This window comes from Verrucomicrobiales bacterium, from assembly GCA_016793885.1.
GTDB lineage: Bacteria > Verrucomicrobiota > Verrucomicrobiia > Limisphaerales > UBA11320 > UBA11320.
Genome location: JAEUHE010000039.1, coordinates 64,657 through 78,319, shown reverse-complemented (window position 1 = coordinate 78,319; position 13,663 = coordinate 64,657). Strand labels below are relative to the sequence as shown.

Annotated in this window: 7 protein-coding genes; 5 read left to right on the top strand and 2 right to left on the bottom strand. The window is 59.5% G+C overall.

The features are described from left to right. The first annotated feature begins 367 nt into the window (after positions 1 to 367). Together JNN07_05095 and JNN07_05090 are read left to right on the top strand one after the other, a co-directional pair. On the top strand, positions 368 to 2,038 hold the full coding sequence (locus JNN07_05095; protein ID MBL9167094.1) for a family 10 glycosylhydrolase: 1,671 nt from the start codon (positions 368 to 370) through the stop codon (positions 2,036 to 2,038). A 206-nt stretch (positions 2,039 to 2,244) separates the two neighbouring features. Further along, complete coding sequence (locus tag JNN07_05090; GenBank protein ID MBL9167093.1) at positions 2,245 to 3,462, top strand: sigma-54-dependent Fis family transcriptional regulator; 1,218 nt, start codon at positions 2,245 to 2,247, stop codon at positions 3,460 to 3,462. Here the strand turns inward: JNN07_05090 and JNN07_05085 are convergent. Both JNN07_05085 and JNN07_05080 read right to left on the bottom strand, forming a co-directional pair. Beyond that, the gene (locus JNN07_05085) at positions 3,430 to 6,141 is read right to left on the bottom strand and encodes a DUF1553 domain-containing protein (protein MBL9167092.1); all 2,712 of its coding nucleotides are present in this window, start codon (positions 6,139 to 6,141) and stop codon (positions 3,430 to 3,432) included. The two genes, JNN07_05090 and JNN07_05085, sit on opposite strands and share 33 nt — an antisense overlap. Positions 6,142 to 6,309: 168 nt before the next feature. Further along, positions 6,310 to 7,389, bottom strand: a complete 1,080-nt coding sequence (locus JNN07_05080; GenBank protein MBL9167091.1) for a PKD domain-containing protein — start codon at positions 7,387 to 7,389, stop codon at positions 6,310 to 6,312. Positions 7,390 to 8,091: 702 nt separating this feature from the next. Here JNN07_05080 and polA point away from each other — a divergent pair. From polA to JNN07_05065, 3 genes are all read left to right on the top strand, one after another. Then, complete coding sequence (gene polA / locus JNN07_05075; GenBank protein ID MBL9167090.1) at positions 8,092 to 10,986, top strand: DNA polymerase I; 2,895 nt, start codon at positions 8,092 to 8,094, stop codon at positions 10,984 to 10,986. Between the two features lie 335 nt (positions 10,987 to 11,321). Next, a complete protein-coding gene (gene radC, locus JNN07_05070) occupies positions 11,322 to 12,032 on the top strand; it encodes a DNA repair protein RadC (protein MBL9167089.1) in 711 nt (236 codons plus the stop codon). A 242-nt stretch (positions 12,033 to 12,274) separates the two neighbouring features. Continuing rightward, on the top strand, positions 12,275 to 13,516 hold the full coding sequence (locus tag JNN07_05065; GenBank protein ID MBL9167088.1) for a PQQ-binding-like beta-propeller repeat protein: 1,242 nt from the start codon (positions 12,275 to 12,277) through the stop codon (positions 13,514 to 13,516). Positions 13,517 to 13,663: the final 147 nt, after the last annotated feature.

Below are 13,663 nucleotides of genomic sequence, written 5' to 3'. Positions count from 1 at the left end.
GCCCGAACCCGCCGGGTTCAAAGAGATCTAGCCGGGGGTGCTCGCACCCCCGGAACTGTTAAAAGTACGGAGCATCGCGCAGCGATGCCACCGGCTTCGGAGATTTGCATCACCCGACTCAAGGAACCTAATCAGTTCGTCCATACGTTCGCCGACGGGTGGCACGCCTTTCAGGGTGCTGTTGAATAGTCTAGTGCGCATTTTTGGAGGTAAAGATGAGAGCCCTCTCCCGCTTTTCATTACCCGACGGAGTCGGGCTCCTCGCCCTCGCCCGGAACGAATCACACCCCTTGGGAACCTTTCCTTGATAAGCCAGGCGAAAGTCTGCGTCAATGGAGTGAGACGCTAGGCGTCGGTCCGTCGAACCATGACCTCACGAATCACTAAAGCAGTCCTGATCAGAGTCTTCCTGGCTCTCGGGCTACTCGTGAGCACGCGTGTCGAAGCCGGATTTGCCCCTTCTGCTGAGGTTCCCCCGTCGCCTCCACGTGAGTTTCGCGGAGCCTGGGTCGCCACCGTGAACAACATCGATTGGCCGTCCCGTCCCGGACTCTCGGTCTCGCAACAGCAACAGGAGTTGCTGAACCTCCTGGATCAGGCGGCCACCTTGCGCCTCAACTCAATCGTCTTTCAGGTTCGCCCCGCCTGCGACGCCCTCTACGAATCGAAGCTCGAGCCTTGGTCGGAGTATCTCTCCGGGACCATGGGGCAACCACCTCAGCCTTATTACGATCCGCTCGCCTTCATCATTCGCGAGGCTCATCAGCGCGGGCTCGAACTCCATGCCTGGTTCAACCCCTTCCGAGCCCGGCACCACTCGGGCCAAGGCCCACTCTCGCCCCGTCATATCGCCCGCACCAAGCCTCAGTGGGTTCGATCCTACGGAAAATATCTCTGGCTCGATCCCGCCGAGCCAGGCGTGGCGGACTATTCCCTGCGCGTTATTCTCGATGTGGTCAAACGCTATGACATCGATGGCGTTCACCTCGATGATTACTTCTATCCCTATCGCGAGAAGGACAGCAAGGGACGCCCGCTCGATTTCCCTGACAGCCCGGCCTGGAAACGCTATCAAGCCCAAGGAGGCAAATTGTCGCGTGCGGATTGGCGGCGCAACCACGTCAACACCTTCGTCAAGCGGCTTTACGATGCCGTGAAAGCCGAAAAACCCCACGTCAAACTCGGCATCAGCCCCTTCGGAATCTGGCGCCCGGGTTATCCAGCCTCGGTCGACGGACTCGACTCCTATGAAGAGTTGTTTGCCGATTCCAAGAAATGGTGGAACCAAGGCTGGGTAGATTACCTCGCGCCGCAGCTCTACTGGTCGATCGATGCCAAGCAGCAAAGCTTTCCCGCCTTACTAAGATGGTGGACCGAACAGAACACACAACGCCGCCACCTTTGGCCTGGCCTCAACACCGCTAATGTCGGCACCCGCTATCAATCCTCCGAAATCCTGAAACAGATCAGCCTCATCCGCGACGTCAATGCCGTCGATGGAGAGATCCATTGGAGCATCAAAGCGCTCCTACAAAACCGCCAGAACCTGGGGGACCAACTCAAGTCCGGACCCTACACGCGCAAAGCCCTGGTTCCCAGCTATCCCTGGCTGGATCGCACTCCTCCAACCAAACCGAAAGTTTCAGTCGGCACGAGCAGCCAAGGCGGCCTCGTGCTGACCTGGGATCCCACCGGACCGAAGCCCATCAGCAAATGGCTCGTCCAAGTTAGACAGGATGGCACGTGGCACACGGATGTGTTCCCAGGAGGGCTGCGCAGCTGTAGCTTCGCCGACAACGTGATGCCAGATGTCCTTTCCGTCAGCGCCGTCGACCGATGCGGAAACCTCAGCTCCCCCATGGTTCTGGAAAACCGATCCGGATTTCCCGCTTACGTGCCCCCACGCATAGGCCCTTTGCCGCCCAGGCCGACGACCTCAACCACGCCCCCACTTCGCCCAGCCACCGCCCCGCCCCAAACCAGGAATGCCTCACCCGCCGTCAGTAGCGATCGCAGCGGTAAGGCCGGACAGCGCTAGCCGCCCCGACTGACTGGTTGCCCGACGCGGAGGTCGGTCCCCTGCTCCGATGGGGACAAGACCCCATACATGGATGTCCCTTCCTATGGCAATACTTGGCCTGGATCTCAATGATTCAAGCCAGGATGTCAAACCGCTGCCCTCGCCGGGTACTCACCCCCGAGGCAGCTCGCAGCCTGGATATTCATTGGCCTCGCTCACACTCTATGGACCTACTAGTTATCGACCGCGACAAGACCTTTAGGGAAGCGACCTGCGACCTTTTACAGCAAAGAGGACACCGGGCGCAGGGCCTGGAGGCGCCCCGGCTCGGCTTCCCTGATACGTTGGAAAAGTGCGATGGAGCCATTCTGGATGTTCAATCGGGCGAAAGCGATGGCCTGGACCTGTTGGTGACGATGCAGCGCAAGCTTCCGAAGGTTCGCGTCGTAGCCGCTTGTGTGCATGCCAATGTGGCCGTGGCAGTCGAGGCCATGCGACGCGGCGCGGTGGATTTCGTCGAGAAGCCCCTGGAGAAGGAACACTTTTTGTCAGTGATCGCCCGCCTTGAGAATGAGGTTCAGGAGGTGCAGTCCCCTAAAGCGCCCCCCCTCCAACGCCAGCACGTTCGAGCAGCCGAAGGAGAGCTGGATTTTGACTTTCATTCACCTCCCATGCGGGAGCTCCATGAGCTCGTGGTGCAAGCCGCTCCCACCCCTGCCTCCATCCTGATCGGTGGTGAAAGCGGCACCGGAAAGAGTGTCCTGGCCCGAGCGATTTTGCACCACAGCCGATTGGCCCACAAACCGTTTGTCACCGTGAGCTGTCCCAGCCTCTCCAAAGAACTGCTGCGGAGCCAGCTGTTCGGCCATGTCAAAGGAGCGTTCACCGGTGCCGCTGCAGACCACTGGGGAAAAGTCCGAAAGGCGGAAGGCGGAACCCTGTTCCTGGACGAAATTGGCGATCTCCCGTTGGAGATTCAACCCCAGCTTCTTCGCCTGCTGCAAGAGCGGGAATATGAGCGCCTGGGCGAAAACATTACCCGACAGGCCAATGTGCGAATCATTGCCGCTACCAACCGGAATCTGAAGAAACTGGTCGCCGACGGAAGATTCCGGGAGGACCTCTACTTCCGTCTCAATGTCATCGCGATCGAAATGCCGCCCTTGCGCCAGCGGCCAGACGACCTGATGCGGCTTGCCGAGCACTATCTGCGCCACTTTCTCACGCGATATGAGCGTTGTATTGAGGGCTTTTCAAAGGATGCCTTGACCGCCATCCGCGCTCACAGCTGGCCCGGCAACCTTCGTGAACTGCGAAACGCCGTCGAACGAGCAGTGATTCTGAGCCGGGAAAAATGGTTGGAAGCGGCTTATTTTTCAGACCCAGGCTCCGGCCACTCCCGTTCTTCCTCACCTGACGTACAGAAACTCGGTGCTGTTTAGCAGTGCCCAACAAACGCTGGCCAGGCCGCGATCCTGAGCTACCTCCCTCGCTCGGGCTCGCTCGGCGACGCTGGGAGCACGGCCCACCGCATAGCCAAACGCACGGTCGATGGCCCGGGCGGCATCCCCGGAAGCCTCGGCCTGAGCTCGTTTCGCCAACACCTCCGCCTGCCGCTGAACAAAGCTGTTGTTCATCATCGCCAAGGCTTGCAACGGTGTGGTCGTCACCCCACGCCGCGGGGTCTTGACTGCTGGATCCGGACAATCAAACGCATCCAGCAACGGCTCCTTGCCGGAGTTTACATTCATCCGGTACACGCTTCGACGATTGAACTCGGACGAATCCCTGTCCAGCGGAACGTAGGCGTTGGCCGGAAATTTCTGAACCTCGAACGGACGAAAGCTCGGCCCACCCATCTCCAGATTCAACCGACCACTGACACTGAGCATCGCATCGCGCAAGGTTTCCGCTTCAAGCCGGCGGGGAGCATAACGCCATAGCAGCGCATTGTCCGCGTCAACCTCCAAGGCCGCCGTCTGCAGGGCCGAAGACTGCTGATAGGTTGCGGACAATACGATCAGGCGGTGGATCGGTTTGAGTCTCCATCCACCGTTTTGAAAGGTGCTCGCCAACCAGTCGAGCAACTCAGGGTGGCTGGGAGGAGTGCCGCTGCGACCAAAATCGTTGGGGGTCGAAACCAAACCCTGACCGAAATGGAAATGCCAGAGCCGATTCACCATCACTCGAGCAGGCAGCGGATTCGCCGGATCCGCTAACCATTCCGCAAACTTCACTCGCCGCTCCGCCTCCGGAGCGTCCGCCGCCAGACCAAACTCTCCCCGGATCGTAGGCAGACCGGACAAGGCACCGGGAGTGACAACCTCCTCGGGCATCTTCACATCCCCACGCCGTAACTTGCGCGTGGGCTCGGGCTGACGACGGATTCCCACGTAGGAGACCGGCAGCGGCTTCACCCGACTCAGCCCAGCGCGGAAGTCCTGAATCTGTCGGAGCGCGTTGGAGCGTGTCAGAAACTCCTCCGGCGTCAGGGCTGAAAGAATCTGTTCGGTCGAAATGTAAAGCCCCGCCGCCTCGAATGAGGCCTTTACGTCCTCGGGAGAGAGCGCACGATCATGAACCGCAGCACGCAAAACCCGCCCCGTCAGAAAAGCTCGTCCACCGCCGGCATGGCGCATACCCAGCAAAATGCGCGCCTCCCCAGATCGATACGTAGGCAGTGAAGCCGCCGTGTAAGGCTTTCCATATGGAACACCGTTTCGGTACATCGTAATCTTGTTATCAGCCGAGTAGACCACCGCCATGTGCACGGAAGAACCGGGCACCGCATCTTCCTCGGGCACGTCAAGGTCCCGCGTCCGAGAAAAACCTTCACTGCCGGCCATCCATTTTCGAGCCTGCCGCTCCCCATACACGATCGCATCAAAGGTACCGCCGCCGGGAGCCTCAATCGAGATGGCAGCTCCGCCCCCCTGATTGGGATCCGACAAAGAAACCCATGCCTCCAGAGTTTTCTCCTTCAGATCTTGAGGAATCGGAGCTGAGCGAAAATAGGCTCCGGACTTGGGCAGTTGCAGAGAGCCGTCGGATATCGTAGCCCCACCCTCAAGGTCACCCGACTGCGCCGCTTCGGTGGCCTGGCTGAAGGACCATTGCAGCAAAGGTCGCCACGAAAGGGGAGCGGGCTGGGACGGAGTCGTTCGCTCGCTGGCTCTACGTTTCCATCCGATGCTCTCAACGTCGCGAACGACCTTCTCGGCTCTTTCAATCTCCGACTTCAACGAGGCGATCGTCTCGTCCCGTTGCTTCGTCTCCTGCGGGGTGGCGATCATTCGCTCACCGTGTTTCACTCCGTCGAAAACCGCCTTGAGCCTAAAATAGTCCTCCTGCGGAATGGGATCGAATTTATGGGCATGGCAACGGGCGCAGTTGAGGGTCAAACCCATGAAGCTCTGCCCCACCACGCTGATCATATCCTCCACCTCCTCCTCCCGCGTGATCATGCGCTGAGTGGCGTTGGCCTGGGCATTGCCCGCCTCATCCCAGGGGCCGCAAACCAGCAAACTGCCCGCGATTAATGCATCCCGCGAGTCCGGATACAGCACATCGCCGGCGACCTGTTCCTTCATGAACCGATCATACGGCTTGTCCTCATTAAAGCTGCGGATGACGTAGTCCCGATAGTGCCAGGCATTGTCCCTGAGCTTGTCATATTCAAACCCCTGGCTCTCCGTGTAACGCACCACATCCAGCCAATGCCGAGCCCAGCGTTCCCCATACTGTGGGGACTGCAACAGCCGATCCACCACGCGCTCCACCGCAGCCTCGGAACGATCGGCCACAAAGTCCGCAATTTCCTCGGGCGAGGGCGGCAATCCTACCAGGTCAAAACTGAGGCGGCGCAACAGGGTCGCTCGATCCGCCGGAGGGTTGGGCTTCAAGCCGGCTTTGGCTAAGCGGGATACCACCAGGGCATCGATCTCATTGCGCACCTCCGCACCCTGGGGAGCTGCCGGAACCTGCACCCGCTGAATCGGCTGGAATGACCAATGCGGCCGATTCGTTTCAGCGGCAAACAGGGGCAGGGCCGATACGACCATTCCAACCATGACCCAGGTCAACCTGAACCAGTAGGAAGAAGTGTAAAAGCGTGCTGTCATGAGAACTACCGAATCCATAGCGGAAACCCGCAGAAGTGGCAATGTGGTTTCGCAGTCCGTTTCGGCAGCCGGCTATGGGCTGCGCGAGGCATGCCACCGCTCCAGAGACGGGAAGAGCGCAGAGAGAACGGGACGATGGGAAGGGTGCCGAGTTTGCTCTCCCATGTATTAGCTCCCCGGGACCACCACATCCCAAACCTTCGCCCGACGCGACTTTCCCGCAGGTCCCTCGACCCAGAGCACCACGGTGAACTCCCCACCCTTCTCATACCCATGTTGCGGATGGCGCTCGGACGAGGTGCTCCCATCACCAAAATCCCACTTCCAAGACTTTAGGTCGCCCGTGGATTCGTCCCGGAAGGCTACCAGTCGACGCACCGGATCGATGATCTTAAAGGACCACTGAGCTTCCACCGGTTGGCGCAAAGCCGCCTCGAGGGGCATCAACCGGAAGGCACACAAGTCCGAAGCATTGCCGTACATCGTGGTCTTGTGGGACAGATTCCAAAACGCCTTGTTGCTGGTGGCCTTCTCGTCGTCGTAATCCAACACTGCCCAGGAAAGGCCGATAAGGGCATTCTCCTTCAAGTCAGAGACAACAGCACGCCCCGGACCATCCGCCGGAGCAAAATCAAACGGGGTGATCCAGAACTCCAAAACATACCTCCCGCTCTGTCCTGGGCGAAACTGATAATTCTGAGCCGCGTTGGCGAAGGGCAACTCTTTGATCCAGGGCTGGCAACCCCACACCATCGTCCAATCCTTCCCCTCCGACGGGGTGAAGATGTGATAGTTCTGAGCATGCACTCCATGGAAACTGGCGTGTGCATCCTCGGGTTTCTTGAAGTAGGGATGCTGGTGTTTGATGAAGGGACCACCCGAAAGGTCCCCATCGACCACCAGCTCGAAGATGTCATTGTGTAAATCCGTCCGCCCAAAGTCCCAGTAGTCGTCGGAAGCCTCGTAGAGGAAGTAGAGTTGGTTGATCCCCTTCACCCACCCAACCCGCACACGAACATCGAGATCAGCCCGCTGGTAATTTGTCCCGCGCCCGCCAACCGTGTCGCTCAGCTGGTCCATCCCAATGACATAGCCCTCCGGGACTATGGCCCAATCCTCCGCGTGGCCATCGATGCGAGGAATCTTGTCGGGCGGGAACTGGAAGATCTTGAACTCGACCCCGGGGCGCTCCAGCCCCGTTGATGAAAGAGCGACGCAAAGCAAAGCGAGCACCGGGAGAAGAAGCATCCGAGTTTTCATCGTTACCGCTAGGCATGCCCTGAGCGGCTCCCGTTGCCGAGAAAAATCCTCTGCGGTCAATGTGTCGCATTGAGGCGCAGGGGAGTTACACCACCGAGACGGGAAGAGCGCAGAGAGGAAGAGGAGCTGGTGAACCACGGATTCCACTGATCCCACGGATTAAGAACCTGTAAGGGATCGGAAGTGAAGTTCAGATATTCCTTTCCATCCGAGTCATCCGAGAAATCCGTGGTTAAAACCCCCAGGCATTTGAGACTTTCATTCCTCGCCTAGAAGGACGGACCGCTCTATGGACTGCGCGTGGCATGCCACCGCTTTTCCTTCACGCCAGCTCCGGTCTCGTCATTCACCCAAGCCTACAGTCATTAATGTGACGAGTCCTTCCCCTCAACCCGAAACCAACCCCAGCCGGAGTTACACCACCGAGACGGGAAGGGCACAGAGAGAACGAGGCGATGGGAAGGGCACCGAGGTGTTGAACCGCCAAGGACGCAAAGGACGCGATGGGGAACCCGAAGGAATGAGCAAAACCAGAACTCTTCTTTCCCTCTCAGACATCCCGTCCTTTGCGTCCTGGGCGGTTTTGAAACTCGGGCCCCCTTCCCGCCTCTGCGGTGCATACCGACCCGCCCCACCCCCCGTCGACACTTCGGCGTGCATTTTCTACCTCTCCCCCTGTAACCTCGCCCCATGGCGAAGAAGCTTTTTCTACTGGATGGCATGGCACTGGCCTACCGGGCCCATTTTGCGTTCATGCAGCGGCCCATCCGCACTTCCCAAGGGGTGAACACCTCGGCGCTCTTCGGCTTCGTCCTCACACTGCTCGACCTGATCGACCGCGAGAAACCAACCCACCTGGCCGTGGCGTTCGATACCTCCGCGCCAACCCAACGACACATCGAGTTCCCTGACTACAAAGCCCAGCGAGAGGCCATGCCCGAGGACCTCGTGGTGGCCATCCCGAACATTTATCGACTCTGCGAACTGATGCGCATCCCGGCGCTCAAACTCGATGGGTACGAAGCGGACGATATCATCGGAACCCTGGTGCGCCGGGCCGAAAAGGAGGGATTCAATTCCTACATGGTCACTCCCGACAAAGATTTCAGCCAACTGGTGAACGAGACCACGCTGCTCTACAAGCCTTCCCGCAGCGGAGACGGAATCGAGATCCACGGCCCGGCCGAGATCAGCGCCAAGTGGGGGGTGCCGAAGCCAGAACAGGTGATCGATATCCTGGCCCTCTGGGGCGATGCGTCCGACAACATCCCAGGCGTCCCCGGCATCGGCGAGAAAACGGCAGCCAAGCTCATCGCTCAATATGGGAGTGTCGAGAACCTGCTTGCCCACACCTCCGAACTGAAGGGCAAACTAAAGGAAAACCTGGAAACCCACGCGGAGCAAGCCCGCCTCTGCCGTAGGTTGGCCACCATCAACGTGTCCGTCCCGCTTGAACTGGACCTCGATCAACTGACCCGCCGCGAACCTGATTCGGAAGGATTACGCTCCTTCTGCAGCGAATTTGAATTCACCACGCTGGGACGGCGGCTGGTTGGAGCCGATTTCAAAATCGGACAGCGCTCCACCGGACCCGTCGAAACCCCTTCCCGAAAGACCTCCCGCGCATCCTCAGCAGACGAACTCCTCCTGTTCCCCGGTACCAGTGAGCCGCCGAAGGAAAGCACCCTATCCCCCGAGGCTGCCTCAGACAATCCGTCGGAAGGCTCAGCGGATCCCGCCCCTGGAGATGGCAGCTCGCCCAGCCCCATCACTGCGCTGCGCACCGTCGCCGATACGCCTCATCACTATCAGGTGGCCGTTACGCCAGAAGAACGGCGCCAACTCATGGCCGAACTCAGCCAGTTGACGTCGTTCTGCTTCGATACCGAAACCACCTCGCTCGATACCAAAACGGCTCGCTTGGTGGGTCTCTCGTTCTCCTGGAAAGCCCATTCGGGTTGGTATGTGCCCGTGCCTCAAGACCCCGCCCAAGCGAGCGCGATCCTGGCTGAGTTTCGCGGAGTGCTCGAGAACAGCGCCATCGAGAAGATCGGCCATAACCTGAAGTACGATCTGAGCGTTCTCAGCTGGCTCGGAGTGAATGTCCAAGGCCCGATTTTCGACACGATGATCGCCCATGCCTTAGTCGACCCCGAAATGCGGCACGGCATGGATTACCTGTCTCAGATCTATCTCGGTTATTCGCCCGTGCCCATCAGCAAGCTTATCGGAGAGAAAGACCCGATCTGCATGAGCCAGGTTCCCCTCGATCAAATTGCCGAATACGCCGCGGAGGACGCCGATATCACCTGGCAGCTTCGTCAGCTTCTAGAGCCGAAGTTGAAAGAGCGCGGACAGGAGAAAGTGTTCTATGAGATCGAAATGCCCCTGGTTCGCGTTCTCATTGGAATGGAGAAGGAGGGAATCCGAATCGATTCCAACGCACTCGACCAATTCGCCAAGCAGCTGACCCACGATATCGGGGAGCTGCAGCAGACGATCCAGAATCTGGCGGGAATCGATTTCAACCTAAACTCCCCCAAGCAACTTGGGGAGGTGCTCTTCGAGCGACTCAAAATCGTCGACAAGCCCAAAAAGACGAAGACCGGGCAATATGCCACCAACGAGCAGGTGCTGAGCGACCTGGCCCCGCGACACGAAATCGTCCGCCGCATTCTCGAGCATCGCACCGCCACCAAGCTCAAGAGCACCTACGCTGACACCCTGCCCTCCACCATCTTCCCGCCTACAGGTCGAGTTCACACCACTTACCAGCAGATCCTCGCCATCACCGGTCGGCTTAGCTCTCATGATCCCAACCTGCAGAACATTCCGATCCGCACCGACCTGGGCCAGGAGATCCGGCGCGCCTTCGTCGCACGCGATCCGGATCACCTACTGCTGTCGGCCGACTATTCTCAAATCGAGCTACGGATCATCGCGGCTCTGAGCCAGGATCCCGGCATGCTCGAGGCCTTTCAGAGTGGACTAGACATCCATACCGCCACAGCCGCAAGGGTCTATGGAGTCATGCCGCAACTGGTGTCCGATGAGATGCGGCGCAACGCCAAGATGGTGAACTTCGGCATCGCCTATGGGATCTCGGCGTTCGGATTGGCACAACGACTGGGAATCCCGCGGGCCGAAGCCGCCGGACTGATCGACAATTATTTCCGGCAATACTCCCGCACGCAGGGGTACATCCAGGACACCATCGCATTCGCCCAACAGAACGGTTATGTCCAAACCGTGACAGGACGGCGTCGCTACCTGCCCGATATCCGATCAACCAATGCCACCACGCGGGGTGCCGCCGAGCGCAACGCCATCAACATGCCCATTCAGGGCACGGCGGCCGACATGATCAAGATCGCCATGATCCGCATCGATGCCGCGATCCGTGAGCGAGGCCTTCGGACGCGCATGATCCTGCAGATTCACGATGAGTTGGTATTCGATCTGTATCGTCCCGAAGAGGCCGAGGTACGGGCCTTAGTGGAAAGCGAGATGAGGAATGCCCTCCCCCTCGCCGTGCCCATTGCGGTCGAGATGGGCGTCGGAGAAAACTGGCTCGAAGCACACTGATGACCTGAGAAGGAGTGGCGAGTGACGAGTGATGAGTTGCCGATCCGTGTGGTCTGTGTGATCCGTGGGCAACCACGTTCCCTCCTGGTTGTCAGCTCAGGCTTCCCTCTGTGGCCTCTGTGTGAAAAAGTCGGTGGGAGGTGGCACGCCCTACGGGGTGCTCCGAAATAGAGATGCCCTCTCCGGGGATCTGCGATCGCCCGGCTAATGTCTGGGAACCCCTACGGGTTCCGGGCACCCGACACCTGAGTGATGAGTGAAGAGTTGTGCTATCCGAATCCCGCTGCAAGTCCTGCTTCCCAAGCTCCGCGGTCTCTGTTACGACTCCGGGCGCCATGGAGCCCTTACGTATCAAAGACCTACCGGTCACCGACCGTCCCCGCGAACGCCTGTCCCTGTTAGGACCCGACTCACTCCGCTCCGCCGAACTCATCGGCATCCTGCTCCGGACGGGACTCCAAGGCGCCTCCGCAGTTCAAGTCGCGGACAATCTTCTGAGCCGCTTCCCGTCCTTGTCCGAACTCTCCCGAGCCTCCCTCGACGAACTCCAACAAGTCCGCGGCATCGGCTTCGACAAAGCCGTCGCGCTCCAAGCCGCGTTCACTCTCGCGCGACGGATTGCTTCGGAGATCCGGGCTGAAGCCCCCCTGCTCGACACACCCGACCGTGTGGCCGATCTGCTGCGCGAGGAAAACAAGAGCTACACCGTCGAAACTTTCCAAGCGGTCCTGCTCAACACACGACGTCGATTGCTCCGGGTGGAAACGGTGTCCCAAGGGACTCTCGACACCCTGCTCATCCACCCACGCGAGGTTTTTCGATCGGCCATCCTGGCTAACGCGGCCGCTGTCATCGTCGCCCATAACCATCCCAGCGGTGATCCCACCCCATCGGACGCCGATATCCGTGTCACGCGCGATCTCATCCGGGTCGGTCAATTGCTCAAAATCGAGGTCCTCGATCACATCATCCTCGGCCAGCAGACCGACCAACGAACGAAGGACTATGTCTCCCTGCGAGAACTCGGATACTGGGCAGGCTGTTGACTCGAGCAGAGCCCGGATGGCGCACTTCGCCGGGCGTTCTCCCCGTGGATCCGCAGAGTTCTTACGGGCAGAGGGACCTGGGCAGCGATGTCAAAGTCCCTCGGGTTGTCCGCCTCCGCCCACCATGGGCAGCAGAAGAACATCAGCTCCTCCATCAATCCCTCTTGAATCCCGGGTGGACTTGAGCTGATTCTATGAAAAATCCAACGGACAGAGAATCGGCCAGAACCAGCACGCCACCTATGAAGACTCGCACCATCCTCGCCACCTGGCTCTGCGCTGGGCTAACGGTTCAGTCCGTTGCCGCCGCCAACACCCAAGACTGGCCCGGCTGGCGGGGGCCCTCACGCAACGGCATCGCGTCCCCCGGGCAGCAACCCCTGACGCATTGGAGCGAGACTGAAAACATCCTCTGGAAGGTCCCAATTCCCGGTCGGGGCCACAGCTCTCCTACCGTCGTGGGAGACCGAATCTACCTGGCCACCGCCGACCCGGTTCATCTTTCGCAATCGGTGCTCTGTCTGGATCGACTCACCGGGAAGGAGATTTGGCAGTCGGTCGTCCACCCCAGCGACGGCGATCCTGGCAAGCAAACCCATTCTTCAGCCGCGTCGAGCACTGTCACCTATGACTCGGGTCAACTCTTCATCAGCTTCCTCAACGGCGGCTCCGTCTACACCACTTGCCTGGATCTGCAGGGTAACCAGGTATGGCAGCAGAAAATCTGTCCCTTCGTGACCCATCAGGGATTTGCCTCGTCCCCGGTCGTGCACGGAACGCTCATTCTGGTCTCAGCGGATCACAAAGGCGGTGGAACGATCGCCGCTCTCGACCGCAGCAACGGCAAACCGGTATGGACAGAATCGCGGCCCAAGATCGCGAACTATACAACCCCTTCCATTCTCGAGGTGGCGGGTCGAACCCAGATGGTACTCGCCGGCTGCAACCTGGTTTCGAGCTTCGACCCTCTCACCGGAAAGAAACTCTGGGAGATCCCCGGCTCTACCGAGGAGTGCGTTGGTAGCGCGGTGACCGATGGCAAACGTATATTTGTCAGCGGCGGCTGGCCCAAGAATCATGCGATGGCTGTGGAAGCCGATGGATCGGGGAAAATTGCCTGGCAGAATACAGCTCGCGTGTATGTGCCCTCCATGATCGCCAAGGACGGGTATCTCTTCGCCGTCATGGACGCCGGAATGGCCGTGTGTTGGAAGGGCGAGACAGGTGAGGAACAATGGAAGGAACGTCTGGGCGGTGATGTCTTCGCCTCGCCAATCATGGTCAACGACCACATCTACGCCTCGAATCTGGGCGGGAAAACCTTTGTGTTCGAGGCCAAGCCGAAGTCCTTCAAACTGATCGCGACCAACCAGCTTGGCAACGAGGCCTATGCGTCGCCCGTGATCTGTGGAAGCCGCATCTACCTTCGAGTAGCCGTCAAAGGGGAGACGCGGCAGGAATACCTGTATTGCATCGGAAAGTGAGTGTGGGAGGGTGGGATCGATTACGATTACGACACCCGCATCCCTATGGACCGCGGTGGCACGACACCGCTGTTCCTTCACGCCACCTCAATCCCTCCAACGCACGCACTCACCAAGGGCACACCTCTGGCCGCTCCGTCCAGCACA